The following is a 15,496-nucleotide window of genomic DNA, read 5'->3' on the forward strand; positions in this document are numbered from 1 at the left end:
CTTAGCATACCAAGTTTGCCCTTCACTACTACGTTTGAGTTTGATAACAATGAAACCCTTTCTACAAATAATAGCCCTGGGGAGCGCTTTGCTTTCGCTGGCCTTCATGGTTCCAACCCAGACGAAGCAGCGGCCCAACATTGTGTACATTCTGGCCGACGACCTCGGCTACGGCGATGTGTCGGCTTATAACCCGGCGGGTGGCATTGCTACGCCCAACATCGATAGGCTGGCGGCTCAGGGAATGCGCTTCACCGATGCGCACTCGCCCTCGTCGGTGTGTACACCCACCCGCTACTCGATTATGACGGGCCGTTACCCCTGGCGAAGCCGCTTGCCGGTGGGCGTTTTACGGGGATACAGCCGCACGCTGATTGAGCAGGATCGGGCTACGGTGGCTTCGTTGCTCAAAAAAGAGGGGTATCAGACCGCCGTGGTGGGCAAGTGGCACTTGGGCGTCGATTGGGTGGTGAAACCCGGTAAAGAAGCCTTGCTGGCTGATGCCGAGTACGGAATCAAAACCGAAATGAACCCCGACGATATCGACTACGCCAAACCCGTGGCGCAGGGGCCCAATACGGTTGGGTTCGACTATTCGTACATTCTGCCGGCCTCGCTCGATATGCCGCCCTATTGTTACCTCGAAAATCACCGACTCGAAGCCGAGCCCACGGCGTACACCAAGGGCAATAAGATCGAATCGGGGTATTCGGGGCCGTTCTGGCGCGAAGGTAAAATGGCCCCGGCCTTCGATTTTCACGGGGTTTTGCCCCGGTTTATCGACAAGGCGATGGCGTTTCTGAATCGCCAAACCGCCCAGAAGCCGTTTTTTCTGTACCTGCCGTTGGCGGCTCCGCACACACCCTGGATGCCTACCGATACCTACACCGGCAAGTCGAAAGCGGGTGAGTACGGCGATTTTGTGCAACAGGTCGACGCGGCTGTGGGGCAGATTCTCCAAACCCTCGACCGGCAGGGGCTGGCGCAGAACTCCATCGTAATTTTTGCGAGCGACAACGGCCCGTACTGGCGTCCCGATTTTGTGCAGCGTTTCAACCACAAATCGGCGGGGGAGTTTCGGGGCATGAAAGGCGATGCCTTTGAAGGGGGCCACCGGATTCCGTTTATCGTGCGTTGGCCGGGTCATGTCAAACCCAATTCGGTGAGTGGCGCGACCACCACTTTAGCCAACCTGATGGCTACCTGCACCGATTTGCTGGGCAACCGGTCGGCCGCGTTTAAGCCCGAAGACAGCTACAGCATCCTGCCCGTGCTGACGGGGAAAGCCAAACAGGTGCCCAACCAACCGGCCGTGGTGCACAGCTCGTCTATCGGCTATTTTGCCATCCGCAAAGGCGACTGGAAGCTGATCGAGGGCCTGGGGTCCGGCGGTTTCACCGATCCCAAAGAGATTAAACCCACGGCGGGCGGTCCACAGGGGCAGTTGTTTAATCTGGCTGCCGACCCCGCCGAAACCACCGACCTGTACACCCAACACCCCGAAAAAGTAGAGGAGCTACGGACGTTGCTGGCCGAGATTAAGGCGAAGAAGATGCAGTAAGATTAGGCCCTGGGAGTTCGGCTTAATGCCCGTATTTCACCACAATGGCTAATTGACCCGCGTGATAAGCCGTGTGCGACGTGATACGGCCCAGTGCCTGTGCTTTGGTTCGACGGCCAAATTCCCTGGTTTCGATAATCACATCCCAGTCGGTCTCAGACTGGGCCAGAATCGCTTTTTCCAGACTTTCAAACGCGTAATTCTGGTATTCAAGCAGTTCCGAGAGGTTGGTCCATTCGCCGGTGTCGCGCTGGGCTATAACCGTCTTGGCGCTCACTTTGAGGTCGGTTTGGCCGAATACATTGCGGGCAAAAAGCAGTTCGACATCGGCGATGTGCCGAATCAGAAACCCCGCCGAATTGACCGAATCGCCTAATTTTTTGGTGAGGTCGGCTTCGGTAAGGGTGGCCAGCTGATTCGAGAAACGGGTGCGGGCTTCCTGCCAGAGGGCGTGTACGTGTTCGGTTATCATGGTTCAGAATGAAGGTGTTTGTGTAGTCAAAGATGGTGAAAGAAATAAGACTCATGCGTGATAAATGTCACGGAATAGGATGATTTGTGCCGCCACCTTTGTACCATCATTCTAAAACGAACACACACATGCTTTCGCTTTTCAAGTCAATTCTCGGAGGAGGAAAAAATGAAGAACTCGATGCGGTACGGGCTCAGGGAGCCGTTATTATCGATGTCCGGTCGCCGGGCGAGTTTGCAGGTGGGCACGCCAAAGGAGCGGTCAACATCCCGCTCGATGTACTCGATACCAAGCTGAACATCATTCGCAACTACAAGAAACCCGTGATTGTGTGCTGCGCGTCGGGGATGCGGAGTGCCCGTGCCAAAGCGTTGCTGAGCAGCCGGGGCCTTACCGAGGTCTACGATGCCGGTAGCTGGCGCAATCTGTAACTACTCGTCCGGGTTGCCCCGGTGTTGCCGGGCGTATTCGGATGGCGAGAGGTTGTACAGGTTCTGGAACGTCCGCCGAAAATGTTTCAGGTCCTCAAAACCAACCTGATGCGCCACTTCGGATACACGCAACCCTCCCGTAGTCAGCAGTTGGGCGGCTCGTTTCATACGGACGTCGCGGATAAACTCGACCACTGTTTGTCCGGTAATGGCTTTAATCTGCCGGTAGAACGCCGACTGGCTCATGCCCATTTCACGGACAAGTGTCGGCACCGAAAACTCAGGGTCGGCGAGGTGTGTTTCAACTACTCCCATCGCTTTCTCGAGCAATTGTTTCTCGGCGTCCGGGATTACCACGGTGGTAGGTTTGAGCAGAATCTGCCGATCGTAGTATTCGCGGAGCCGGGCCCGGCTTTGCAGCATCACCGACACCTTGGTGAACAGAATTTTGGGGTTAAACGGCTTGACCATGTACTCGTCGGCACCGGTTTCGAGGCCCTCCAGTTCATGGGCGGCTGCCACTCGTGCCGTCAGGAGCACCACCGGAATATGCATTGTTTTGGGGTGCTGCTTGAGTCTCTGGCAAAGCTCCAGCCCGTTGCTGCGGGGCATCATCACATCGCTCACCACCAGGTCGGGGAGGAGGGAGAGCGCCTTGTCCCAACCGTCGAGGCCATCGGTAGCGGTGTGCACCTCGTAGGCCGGGCTAAACAGGTCCGAGAGGTACTGCCGAAGCTCATCGTTATCCTCCACGAGCAAAATCCGACCCGAAGGTGTCGGGGTTGGGGTGGCAATGCGTTCGGGCAGGAGGGGGATTTCGGCCGACGGGTGGGGGTCGGTCGGGGTTTCGTCTACAATCGACTCAGGAGCGAGGTGTGCCTGTCCAAACGGCAACCGGATGGTAAAGGTGGTACCTGCGCCGGGGGCACTCTGCACCGTAACCTCGCCCGCGTGAGCCTCCACAAACTGCTTCACCAGCGACAGCCCGATGCCCGTGCCCATCATCCGCAGCGTGTTGGTGTGCGAAGCCTGGTAATACGGGTCGAAAATCTGGGCTACCTCGTCGGGTCTCATACCGATGCCCCAGTCCTGCACCATGAGTTGCAGGTAGTTGTTACTGAGCTGATTGTTGTAAAAAAGGGCGGCTTCGTCGGGGGAGCCAGCCATCGAAATAGTCACCCGAATTTTTCCGTTTTCGGGCGTGTATTTAAACGCGTTGGACAGCAGGTTGGTCAACACGATTTCGAGCTTTGCCCGGTCGAAGTACAGCGGCACGGGCTCCGTTGGGGCTTCCATGTCGTAGTCGAGGTGCATCTCTTCGGCTTTGAGCTTGAAAATGAGGAATATCTCGGTAACAAACGACAGAATATTGCCCCGCTCCGCCCGCAGCGATACATGTCCCGACTCTACCTTCCGAAACTCCAGCAACTGATTGACCAGATCGAGCAGTTTGCGGGTTTGCTGGTGCATCAGCAACACCTTGTCGCGCAGCCCGCCCGCCATTCCCGCCGACACCAGCTCGTCGAGTGGGCCCATGATGAGCGTCAGGGGCGTGCGTAACTCGTGCGAAACGTTCGTGAAAAACCGGAGCCGGTTGTCGGTCACTTCTTTCTCTTTTTCGGCTTTGTATTGCTCCAGTGCCAGTTCGTTTTGCAGGGTTTGCTGCGTTACGGTGATGCGTCGGTACAGTAGCAACGCGCTCACAGTCAGTACCGTGTACAGCAGGTAAGCCCAGCCCGTTTTCCACCAGGGCGGCAATACCGTAATCTGGAGGGTAGCGGGTTTGGCCGACCATTGCCCCTCGCCGTTGCCCGCCCGCACTTCAAGCGTGTAGTCGCCCGCGGGCAGGTTGGCAAAGTTGGCCGTGCGCTGCCCCGGTGCGGGGTGCACCCACGCGTCGTTGTAGCCAATAAGCCGGTAGGCGTAGGTATGCTTTTGGGGGTTGGCGTAATTGAGGCCGACAAACTCGATCGAAAAGTCGTTTTCGGCGGCTTTGATGGTCAGCGTTTGGGTCTGATTGAGCGCTTGGGAGAGCACGACCCGCCCGTTTACCTCGTCGCCCACCGGTACAATTTTGTTGAAAATGCGAAGATTCGTGAGCTGAACGACCGGCGGGTAAGGGTTGGGCCGGATCAGCCGGGGCTGGAAGTACGTCACCCCCTTGATCCCGCCAAAATACAGGGTTCCGTCGGCATCGCGGTAGGCCGCGCCCACCTTAAACGAATTGCTTTGCAGGCCGTCGGCCACGTCGTACCGGATGGCCTGCCCCGTTGTGGGATTGAAGCGTAACAAACCGGCGCCCCCCATCCAGAGGTCACCCTGTTCGTCTTGTAAAATACTCTCGATATTGGGTTCGGCAATCACCCGATCGAACCGGCGGATGTGTTCGCGGCCCTGCCGGTCGGTGGTGAGTTGGTGGAGCCCCCCGCCAATGGTGCCGATCCAGAGCCGTCCGAGCCGGTCTTTCAGCAGGGGCCAGGTGTAATTGACCCGTAAACTGGCCGGGTTGTTGGGGTCGTGCCGAAACTGCCGGAGTACCCGGAGCGAGTCGGGGCCAATCTGTAATTTCAGTAGCCCTGTGCCGCGTGTACTGGCCCAAAGCACATCGGTAGCCCGGTCGTACAGCAAAAACGTAATCTGGTTGGTGGGCAAACGGCCATTATCGGCGCTGAAATGCCCCAGAAGTTGCCCCTGCCGGTCGAATCGGAGCAACCCTCTCTCGAAACTCCCAACCCAAATAGTACCGAACCGGTCTTCCACCATGGTTTCGAGGCTGGTAGAGCCGAGCGAAAGCCCACCCGGTAAGGCGGTCAGGGTCGACAGGCGGCCTTTGCGCAGTATCTTGAGGCCACCGTAGCGGGTGCCCACCCACAGCGTACCGTCGGTTGTTTGGTGAAACGAAGCCACATCGACACCCGTTGCATCGCCGGGCAGGGTGCGGCTCTCGTAGTTCTGGTACGTTCGGGTGGTGAGGTCGTACCGCGAAAAGCCGTTGCGGGTGCCTATCCAGAGCCAGTTTCGGGTGCGGTCTTTGTAAATGGCGTTGGCGTAGTTGTTGGGCAGGGTGGGCTGTTGCGAAAACTGCCGTTGCAGGTTCTCGAAGGGCTTACGGCCCAAATCAACCTTGTTGAGGCCCCCGGCCGACGCGGCCAGCCACAAAATCTGGTTTCGATCCTCAAAAATCTGGTGAACCCGTCCTGAGTTGATGCTGTGCGGGTCGTCGTCGCGGGGGTAAAAAGTCGTTTGCCGACCCTGGTCGATGGGTGGTTGGCCCGCCGGAGCCGCGCCCGGTAAGCGGGGCCAGAACAGCAGCCCGTAGTTGGTGCCTACCCACAAATGCCCAAAGGAGTCGAAATGAATCGACTCGATTTCGTCGACCGTGCCGTTGAGCGGGGTCAGCCCGGCCCGGCCCGTTGTTAGCCCTCCGCTGTTGTGGGTCCAGTAAATCCGTTCGTCGGTGCCAATCCAGAGACCACCCCGACTGTCGGCGTGTAGGGCGCGCACAGTGGGGAAATCAACCGAACCGGAAGCCCCACTGTGGGGGAGAATTACGGTCCGGGCGCGGGGTGTCCCTGAGGGGGCTACCCACCAGAGCCCTTCGTGCGCCGTGCCAAACCAAACCGTGCCCGACCGATCAGTAATTAGCGTGGTTACCCAAAAGTCGGCTTGTGTGCCTGCGGAAACGCGGGTAAGGCTGGTAAGCTGTTGGTGTTCATTGAGGGTGAGTAGAAACAAACCTTCCCGGCGCGTACCGACCCACACCTGGCCCTGTGTATCCGACGTGATGGCTTCTACATTGGCGAGATCGAGCCGGTCGAGGAGGCCCCGGTCAACGGTAGGGCTGGCCAGTTGGCGGAGGCTGACGAACCGGTCGCGGTGCATATCGTACAAACTGACGCCGACACTCTCAGAACCTGCCCACAGCCGTCCGCGCGTGTCGGTATGCAAAGCCCGTAGCCGGTTGCCTGCCAGCCCGTTGCGGGGGTTTACGGGGAGGAGGTAGCTACGGAGTTCATAGCCGTCGTACCGATTGATGCCCTGATTGGTGCCGACCCAGATGAACCCGGCCCGGTCTTGCGTAACGCACATGGCGTCGCTGTGCGAAAGCCCCTCGTCGACGGTGATGTGCTCAAACCAGACCCGGTCTGGCGAGACCCGGTCTGCCTGAGGGGGCTGAGCCGCACCCGGAAGGCAGGTTATGACCTGAATGACCCCCAAAAAAATAAATAGCCGAAACCACTTCATGATCAGGGACCAATTTACCCCTCTAATTTGACGAAAACGGACCCTTATCAACGGATTTCGCCCTTCTAAATTTGTACAATTTACGAGGTTTTTTGGGGAGAAAGGTTGACACAAATCGGTAAGAAATAGCGCCGGTTTTGTTTGTCATTCTGTATCAATCTGTTGCCAAACGTTTTATGTTCACTTCTCTACTCAAGTACAGCTTACCCCTTGGGATTCTGGCGGGGCTCACTACGCTCCCGGCTTTCCACCGGGGCACAGACCGGGCTCCGGCCCGAACGGCCCTTGCCGATACCCTGAACCGGCCTGAAGAAAACCGGTTCACCAAAACGGTACTCTCCAACGACCTCAACGAGCCGATGGAACTGGCCGTGGCCCCCGACGGACGGGTGTTTTTTGTCGAACGGGGCGGTAAGTTTTACCTCTACGACCCGGTTCAGAAGAAAACCCGGCTGCTGCACGATTTTCCCGTTAAGGCCGTCGACAAGTACCTGAACGGGTTGCTGGGCATGACCATCGATCCTGATTTCAGCCAGAATCATTTCCTGTATTTTTTCTACACGATTCAGGAGGGTGAGCAAACGTTGCAACGCATCGGCCGGTTTCGGGTGAACGATGATAGCTCGCTCGATGTGGCCAGCGAAAAATCAATTATCGAATTTCCGATTGATCTGGAGGTGAGTGCCCACACCGGTGGGTCGATGGCGTGGGATGCCCACCGCAACCTGTTTATCTCGACCGGCGATAATACCGTACCCTTCGAATCGAACGGACACGCGCCTATCGACGCACGGTCGGGCCGGCTTACATTCGACGCGCAGCGGTCGTCGGGTAACCCGAACGATTTACGGGGCAAAATCCTGCGGATCAATGTCAAAACGGATGGTTCGTACACTATTCCAGAGGGTAACCTGTTTCCGAAAGGTACCCCCGGCACCCGCCCCGAAATTTACGTGATGGGTTGCCGTAACCCGTACCGGATTTCGGTCGACCCGGCTACGTCGATTCTGTACTGGGGCGAAATTGGCCCCGATGCCGGTACCGACGGGCAGCAGGGACCACGTGGTTACGATGAGTTTAATCAGGCCAAAAAAGCGGGTAACTACGGCTGGCCCTACTTTGTGGGCGATAACAAGGCGTACCATCAGTACGATTTTGCCACCAAAGCCGTGGGGGCATTGTACGACCCGATGGCGCCCGTCAATAATTCGCCCAATAATACCGGGGCCAAAACCCTGCCCCCGGCCCAGAAAGCAATGATCTGGTATCCGTACAACGCGTCGGCTGAGTTTCCGAAGCTGGGTGTGGGTGGGCGGTGCGCTATGGGCGGGCCGGTGTATCATTACGACCCCGCGCTCAAATCGACCACCAAACTGCCCGCCTACTACGACAAAGCCTTGTTTGTGTACGACTGGATGCGGAACTGGGTGTACGCCGTGCGGCTCGATGCCGACCAGAACTACCAGTACATGGAAGCGTTTATGCCCCAAACAGGCGATTTCCGGCGGCCGGTCGATATGGAAATTGGGGCCGACGGTAGTATCTACATGCTCGAATACGGCTCGGTGTACGGGATCGACAACGAAGACGCCCGGCTGGTTCGGATTGATTTCAACGGGGGCAACCGGGCTCCGGTCGCGCGGGCTTCGGCCACCGATACCATCGGGCTGGCTCCGCTGACGGTCGCTTTTTCGGGCGGCAAAAGCGTTGATTTCGATAAAGATGCGCTCCGGTATAGCTGGCGCTTCGAGGGAAATAAAGTAGCATCGACGGAGGCTAATCCGACCTACACCTTCCGCAAAAATGGCATTTACCGGGCCATTCTGACCGTGACCGACCCGGCTGGTAAGGTGAGCACCGACACCGTGACCGTAAAGGTGGGTAACACTACCCCGCAGGTAGCCGTATCGACCCCGCAAAACCGGACGTTTTTCTCTCCGCAGGCCACGCCGTTTGCCTATACCGTGAGCGTGACCGACAAAGAAGACAAGGTGATCGATAAGAAGAACCTGAAAGTGGTGCTCAACTACATTCCGAAGGTCCGTAGCGAGCCCATGATGGGCCATCAGCAACTGACATCAACGTACAGTCTGGGCAAATCGCTGGTGGCTGGCTCCGACTGCAAGGCTTGCCATCAGGTAGCCGCCAAATCGGTGGGGCCGTCGTTTACGGAGGTGGCTAAACGCTACCGCGACGACAAGACCGCGATTGCCAAACTGGCTAACAAGGTCATTATTGGCGGGGGCGGTGTTTGGGGTGAGCATGCCATGAGTGCGCACCCGCAACTCTCGCGTGAGGAGGCCACCGAGATGATTAAATACGTACTTTCGCTGGGTACCGAGCCTACCGAAAATCGACTGCCGCAACAGGGTACGCTGACGCTCAATCAGCACGTAGGCAAGGAGCAGGAGGGGCGTTATGTGCTCACGGCCTCGTACACCGACAAAGGCGCGCTGTTGCCGCCCAAGGCCCCGCTGGCCCTCACCAAAACCGATGTGCTGGTGCTTCGCCCGACTAAAGTGCTTGGTAGCGAGGCCGATGTGCTCTCCAATATGACCCGGCAGGGCAAGCGGCTGGGTAATATTCACCATCAGTCGTACTTTGTGCTCAAGAACATCGACCTGAAAGGCATCGATCAGCTCACATACCGCTATTCATCGAAAGATAAAGGCGCAACCATCGAGGTGCATATCGACTCGCCCACGGGCCCGGTCGTGAGCACGCTGGCGTACAAGCCCACGGGCGACTGGCGCAAGTACGAGGAAGCAGGTGCCCCCGTTCGGGACCCCGGCGGCCTGCACGATTTGTACGTGGTGTTTGTGAAGCCCGAAGGCCCAAACCGCGATTTGTTCAGCCTCGAATGGCTGCTGTTTGGTAAGCCCACGGCCGTAGCTGAGAAATAATGCAATCACCTAATCATCCCATAACCTTATGCTTCGACTTACGTTTTTACTCCCTCTCTGCCTGCTGGCGCTCCTGAGTCTTGGGCAAGGCCGCTCTAAAGGTTCCGGGTGGATCGAGCTGTTTAACGGCAAAGACCTGAAAGACTGGGCCGTAAAAATATCGGGCCATCCGCTCAACGAAAATTACGGCAACACGTTTCGGGTAACGGATGGCAAGCTGGCTGTCAGCTACGATGGTTACACCTCGTTCGACAATCAGTTCGGGCATATTTTCTACAAGAAACGGCCGTTTTCGGCGTATCTGCTTGTGCTCGAATACCGGTTTGTGGGGCAGCAGGCACCGGCCGGTCCCGGTTGGGCTATTCGCAACAGCGGGGCCATGCTCCACGGGCAGGCTCCCGAAACCATGACGCTGAAGCAGGATTTTCCGATCTCGCTCGAAATGCAGCTGCTCGGGGGCGACGGACAGCACGAGCGGCATACGGCTAACCTCTGCACGCCCGGCACGCACGTTGAAATGAACGGTAAGCTGTTTACGCCCCATTGCATCGAGTCGAAGTCGAAAACGTACCACGGCGACCGTTGGGTGCGGGCCGAGGCTTTGGTGCTGGGCGATTCGGTGATTCACCACATTGTGGAGGGCGATACCGTGCTGACGTACCAGAAACCACAAATTGGCGGGGGCACCGTGTCGAACCACGACCCGGCCCAGAAGAAAGACGGCCAACCCCTGCGCGGTGGGTATATCTCGTTGCAGAGCGAAAGCCACCCGATTGAGTTTCGGCGGGTAGCCGTGTTCGATCTGGAGCCGTATATGCAGAAGCCCGAAGCGCTGCGCAAGGTGTTGCGGCAGTTGCAGACCCGCAAGTTGTAGCCGCCCAACAAACAGAATGATACCCGGCCCGAGTCCGAATTGCCTGCTGGCAGTTGGGGCTCGGGCCGGTTTTTTATTGGCCCGGCAGGGTCCAGAACGCGCCTGGCTGTCGAAGTCTTTCTAAAAAGTGACCCCAGACGAATTACCCCCTGTTTTCTGGCGAATTATGCCCCCCGTTGAGCACCGGCTGAAGCCTAGTTTTGCACTATTCAAATGTTTGATTTATTCGTTTCTGGTACTTAGTAAAGAAAATCACCGAATAGCCAAGAAACCTTTCAGCCGTTCTATGAATCTCAAAAGGCTACTTTTTTGCGGGGCGTTGCTTCCAGTTAGTGGAATGTTGGCCCTACCGACTGCCTACGCGGGCAGTCCGCTTCATGCCGCCGTTCGACCCTCTGTTTTCTCCACCGACCGGTTCGATGTGCAGGTACTCACAATCACCGGGCAGGTGACCGACGAGAAAGGGGAGGGGCTGCCGGGCGCCAGTGTGTCGCTGAAAGGCTCAACAATTGGGGCTAACACCGATGCGCAGGGGAACTACACACTGCGGATTCCCGACGGGACTGCTAACCCCGTGCTGGTGATTTCGTACATCGGTTACGCGGCTCAGGAAGTAGCCGTTGGCAACCAGACCGTGGTGAATGTGCAACTGAAAGCCGATGCCAAATCACTGAACGAAGTAGTGGTGGTGGGATACGGTACCCAAAAACGCTCCGACATTACGGGAGCTGTGGCCTCGGTGCCCAAAGCCCGTTTGTCGCAACTGCCCGTGACCAACGTGTTGCAGGCCGTGCAGGGAGCTGTAGCCGGGGTCAACATAAGTCAGTCGTCGTCGGTGCCGGGAACCGCGCCCTCGACCATTATCCGGGGGCAGAACTCGATCAACGCCAACTCGGGGCCCTACGTGGTTGTCGACGGGATTCCGCTCAGCAAAACGGGTGGCTCACTCAACGACATTAACCCCAACGATATTGAGTCGATCGAGATTTTGAAAGATGCGTCGGCGGTAGCGATTTACGGAACCAACGGGGCCAACGGCGTTATCCTGATCACAACCAAGCGCGGCACCACCGGCAAGCCTACCATTCGGTATAGCAACTACGCCGGGGTCGAGAATTTCGCCCACATCCTGCGGCCGCGCAACGGCGAGGAGTACGTGCAGAAATACAAAGACTACATGACGCAAACGGGCCAGAAACTGGTGAATCCGGTCCCGAACTTTGAGGAGTTGAGCAACTACAACGCCGGGATTACCACCGACTGGATTAAGGAGGCTACCCAAACCGGGGTGTTGCAAGACCACAATCTGAGCATTTCGGGCGGCACCAGTAATGTACGTTACTTTATCTCGGGCGAATACCTCGATCAGAAAGGCGTTATCAAAGGCTATCAGTACAAGCGGGCCAGTTTCCGCTCCAACCTGGATGTCAACGTGACGGATTTCCTGACGGTGGGTACCTCCCTTTTTATCGCCAACAACAACCGCGACGGTGGCCGGGCCAACCTGCTCAACGCAACGGCCATGAGCCCCTACGGGCAGGAGTACAACGCCAACGGGACGTATAAAATCTACCCGATGTTTCCTGAGCAGCTGTACACCAACCCCATGCTTGGCCTCACCACCGACCGGGTCGATCGGAATACCAACCTGAACGGTAATGGGTACGCGGAGGTGAAGTTTTCCGGTGCACTTGAAGGGCTCAAGTTCCGCCTGAACGCGGGTTACTCGTACATTCCGGCCCGTACAGGTAGCTACGTGGGGCGCAGTGCCAACGACCTGCTCGGAACGGCCAACACGTTTTTCTCGGAAACCAACAGCTTCACGCTTGAAAACATCCTGACCTACACCCGCGACTGGGGCAAGCACCATTTCGACTTTACGGGCCTCTACAGTGCCCAGCAGCGTAAATATGCCACGGCAAGCGGTTCGGCTACGGGCTTTGTTAACGACGAACTCTCATTCTACAACCTCGGGGCGGGGGCCACTCAGTCGAGCAACTCATTTGCCGACCGCTACGGTCTGAATTCGCAGATGGGTCGTGTCAACTACTCCTACGATAGCCGCTACCTGTTTACCCTGACGGCCCGTCGCGATGGCTCGTCGGTGTTTGGCGCCAATACCACCAAGTACGGCCTCTTCCCGTCGGCGGCTCTGGGCTGGAATATCAGCAACGAAGCCTTCATGAAGAATGCCACGGTGGTGAGCAACCTGAAACTCCGGTTGTCGTACGGTAAGTCGGGCAACGAGGCTATCAGCGTGTACCGCACCATTACGACCAACAACACGGGTCGGTCGCCGTTCAACGGTGTCAGTACGATTGGTGCCCTGGCGGGTAACCTCGGTAATGCTAACCTGCAATGGGAAACCACGCTCAGCCGCAATATTGGTCTGGACTTCGGATTCCTCAATAACCGGATCAACGGTAGCCTTGAACTGTACAAGAACAACACCAAAGGCCTGTTGTTGCTACGGAGTCTGCCCATTATTACGGGATATTCCAGCGTATTTGATAACCTCGGCGAAACCTCGAATACGGGTATCGAACTCACGCTGAATACCCGTAATGTGACCAAAGGGGATCTGAAATGGGAAAGCGGGGTGGTGTTTGCCTCGAACCGCAACCGGATTATCGACCTCTATGGCGACCAGAAAGACGACCTCGGTAACCGGTGGTTTATCGGGCAGCCCATCAGCGTGGTGTACGATTACAAACTGGCCGGTGTATGGCAGGTTGGCGAGGATGCCTCGTCGCAGGACCCCGGCTCGGTGGCGGGTGATCTGAAATTTGCCGACCTCAACGGCGACAAGAAAATCACGCCCGACGGCGACCGTATGATTCTGGGCCAAACGGCACCTAAGTGGACGGGTGGTCTGACGAACACATTCCATTACAAAAACTTCCACCTGAACGTGTTTATTCAGACGGTGCAGGGCATCACCCGCAACAACGCCGACCTGACCTATGCCGACGAAACCGGTAAGCGGAACACGCCGATCGACGTAGGTTACTGGACTGCCGAGAACAAGAGCAACACCCGCCCCTCGCTGGCGTTCAAAAACCCACGGGGCTACGGCTACGCGTCGGATGCCAGCTTTACCCGCATCAAAGACGTAACGCTCAGCTATGTGTTCGGGGCTAAAGTGCTGGATAAGCTCCGTTTGGGCAATGCCACCATCTACGTCAGTGGCCGTAACCTATACACGTTCACGAACTGGATTGGCTGGGACCCCGAAGCCGTGCAGCAATCGCGCGGGGTGGGCGACTGGGCCAACAACTACCCCCTGACCCGCTCGTTTGTGATGGGCCTGAACCTTAGCCTTCGTTAACCTGACTGCTTACATCCGATCTCATGAAATCAATTGCTAAACTTCTCTTCGTGTCGGTTGTGGTTCTGGCTTCAGCCTGCAAAGACACGTTTCTCGACGAAAAACCTTACTCGTCGTACACGCCCGTTACGCTTAACGATTCGCTCGGTTTCGAAGCGCAACTCGTTGGCCTCTATAACCACACCAGCACCATTTTCTCCTGGGCCGACCAGCAGGGATGGCCGAGTGTGTGGCAGGTCGGTACCGACGTAGCCAACGCGACGGCCAACCAGCAGGGTATCGAGATTCCGTACTACAACTACGCGCAGCTGACCTCAACGGATGGCGCAGCCGCCCGGACCTGGAACCGGAGCTACATTATGGTGAACCTGTCTAACATTATCATCAATGGAGCCGAGTCGCCATCGCTGACGAGCATCAGCGCGGGGGGTAAAAACAAGATCAGCGCCGAGGCCAAATTTTTCCGGGCCTACGCGTACAACACCCTGGCGACCTGCTTCGGTGGGGTGCCCCTCTTGACACAGGCCCTCACCGGTCCTAAAACCGATTTTGTGCGGGCGCCTGTCGAGGATGTAAATAAGCAGATTGTCGACGACCTAACGTTTGCCATTGCCAATCTGCCCGACATCGACAATGTGAAGTCGAACGCGAAAGGCAAGCTCTACGGCCGTGCCAACAAGTTTATGGCGATGCAGTTGCTGGGTGAAGTGTACCTGCGCATGGGTAAGCCCGACCTGGCCGAGGCTCAGCTCGGAGCAATTATCAGCAGTGGTAAGTTCAAGCTGGTCAAGAGCCGTTACGGCCTCAAAGCGGGTAGCCCCGGCGACTATTATTCCGACATGTTTGTGTACGGCAACCAGCGCCGGGTGCAGGGCAACACCGAGGCTATCTGGGTGCTGGAGCAGGAAAACCCAAGCACTGTGGTGGGCGGTATCACCGACAACCCGCAGCAACGCCGGGTGTGGGGCGCGGCTTACCACAATGTGCAGGGCATGGCCTTGTCGGACTCGACGGGTGGTCGGGCACTGGGCCGGTTGCGACTGAGCAACTGGGTGTTGTATGGCTTATACAAGCCCGGCGACATCCGTAACTCGCAATACAACATCCGGCGTCGGTATGTGTACAACGACCCTACCAAGCCAGCTACGTATGGCAAGCCGGTGCCGTACGCCGGTACCGATACCCTGTTCAACATTGCTCCGCATACCACCAAATGGTATCAGTTCGACCCGAACGATACGTTTGGCTACGCAATGGTGAAAGATTTTATTCTGATGCGGCTGGGCGAAACCTACCTGCTGCTGGCCGAAGCCCAGGTGAAGCAAGGTAAACTCGAAGCCGCTGCGGCTAGTATCAACACCCTGCGCGAGCGGGCGTTTCCGGGCTACCCAGCGGTGGGCAAAGTGTCGGCGGCTGACATGACGCTCGACTTTGTGCTCGATGAGCGCGCCCGCGAACTGATTGGCGAGGAAAACCGCCGGATGACCCTCATGCGCACTAAGACGCTGGTTGACCGAGCCACCCGACTCAACGCCAACAACCCCGTAAACCCGATTCGTGGCCTGACGGAGAAAAACCTGCTCATGCCGATTCCGCTGACCGAAATTCAGTTGAACAAAGACGCCGTACTGGCCCAGAATCCCGGATATTAATTTATACTCACAACCCGACAACGAGTCTTC

8 protein-coding genes are annotated in these 15,496 nt (G+C 57.3%); 6 read left to right on the plus strand and 2 right to left on the minus strand.

Annotated elements, in window-relative coordinates; genetic code table 11:
- Positions 1 to 49 precede the first annotated feature (49 nt).
- A complete protein-coding gene (locus F5984_RS03250; protein ID WP_246168793.1) occupies positions 50 to 1,561 on the plus strand; it encodes a sulfatase family protein in 1,512 nt (503 codons plus the stop codon).
- A gap of 22 nt (positions 1,562 to 1,583) precedes the next feature.
- On the opposite strand, the gene F5984_RS03255 is transcribed toward F5984_RS03250, so the two are convergent.
- Positions 1,584 to 2,033, minus strand: coding sequence for a DinB family protein (locus F5984_RS03255; RefSeq protein WP_152122724.1), 450 nt, complete (start codon positions 2,031 to 2,033; stop codon positions 1,584 to 1,586).
- A gap of 128 nt (positions 2,034 to 2,161) precedes the next feature.
- Between F5984_RS03255 and F5984_RS03260 the strand changes: the two genes are divergently transcribed.
- Positions 2,162 to 2,464: a rhodanese-like domain-containing protein gene (locus tag F5984_RS03260; RefSeq protein ID WP_152122726.1), complete on the plus strand. Its 303-nt coding sequence runs from the start codon at positions 2,162 to 2,164 to the stop codon at positions 2,462 to 2,464.
- Here the strand turns inward: F5984_RS03260 and F5984_RS03265 are convergent, their stop codons facing one another.
- A complete protein-coding gene (locus F5984_RS03265) occupies positions 2,465 to 6,709 on the minus strand; it encodes a hybrid sensor histidine kinase/response regulator transcription factor (RefSeq protein WP_152122728.1) in 4,245 nt (1,414 codons plus the stop codon).
- A 176-nt stretch (positions 6,710 to 6,885) separates the two neighbouring features.
- Here F5984_RS03265 and F5984_RS03270 point away from each other — a divergent pair, with 176 nt between their 5' ends.
- The 4 genes from F5984_RS03270 (at position 6,886) to F5984_RS03285 (ending at position 15,466) form a co-directional block, all read left to right on the plus strand.
- A complete protein-coding gene (locus F5984_RS03270; RefSeq protein WP_152122730.1) occupies positions 6,886 to 9,612 on the plus strand; it encodes a PQQ-dependent sugar dehydrogenase in 2,727 nt (908 codons plus the stop codon).
- A gap of 28 nt (positions 9,613 to 9,640) precedes the next feature.
- Complete coding sequence (locus F5984_RS03275; RefSeq protein ID WP_152122732.1) at positions 9,641 to 10,486, plus strand: 3-keto-disaccharide hydrolase; 846 nt, start codon at positions 9,641 to 9,643, stop codon at positions 10,484 to 10,486.
- Positions 10,487 to 10,772: 286 nt separating this feature from the next.
- Positions 10,773 to 13,814, plus strand: coding sequence for a SusC/RagA family TonB-linked outer membrane protein (locus F5984_RS03280; protein ID WP_152122734.1), 3,042 nt, complete (start codon positions 10,773 to 10,775; stop codon positions 13,812 to 13,814).
- Between the two features lie 23 nt (positions 13,815 to 13,837).
- Positions 13,838 to 15,466 (plus strand): RagB/SusD family nutrient uptake outer membrane protein, encoded by a 1,629-nt coding sequence (locus F5984_RS03285; protein ID WP_152122735.1) that lies wholly within the window; start codon positions 13,838 to 13,840, stop codon positions 15,464 to 15,466.
- Positions 15,467 to 15,496: the final 30 nt, after the last annotated feature.

It is taken from the genome of Rudanella paleaurantiibacter (assembly GCF_009184635.1).
Lineage (GTDB): Bacteria > Bacteroidota > Bacteroidia > Cytophagales > Spirosomataceae > Rudanella > Rudanella paleaurantiibacter.

Excerpts from the sequence above, each read along its gene's own strand:
- F5984_RS03255 (WP_152122724.1), bottom strand. The coding sequence starts at position 2,033 with ATGATAACCGAACACGTACACGCCCTCTGGCAGGAAGCCCGCACCCGT.
- F5984_RS03260 (WP_152122726.1), top strand. The coding sequence starts at position 2,162 with ATGCTTTCGCTTTTCAAGTCAATTCTCGGAGGAGGAAAAAATGAAGAA.
- F5984_RS03280 (WP_152122734.1), top strand. The coding sequence starts at position 10,773 with ATGAATCTCAAAAGGCTACTTTTTTGCGGGGCGTTGCTTCCAGTTAGT.
- F5984_RS03270 (WP_152122730.1), top strand. The coding sequence starts at position 6,886 with ATGTTCACTTCTCTACTCAAGTACAGCTTACCCCTTGGGATTCTGGCG.
- F5984_RS03285 (WP_152122735.1), top strand. The coding sequence starts at position 13,838 with ATGAAATCAATTGCTAAACTTCTCTTCGTGTCGGTTGTGGTTCTGGCT.
- F5984_RS03265 (WP_152122728.1), bottom strand. The coding sequence starts at position 6,709 with ATGAAGTGGTTTCGGCTATTTATTTTTTTGGGGGTCATTCAGGTCATA.
- F5984_RS03275 (WP_152122732.1), top strand. The coding sequence starts at position 9,641 with ATGCTTCGACTTACGTTTTTACTCCCTCTCTGCCTGCTGGCGCTCCTG.
- F5984_RS03250 (WP_246168793.1), top strand. The coding sequence starts at position 50 with ATGAAACCCTTTCTACAAATAATAGCCCTGGGGAGCGCTTTGCTTTCG.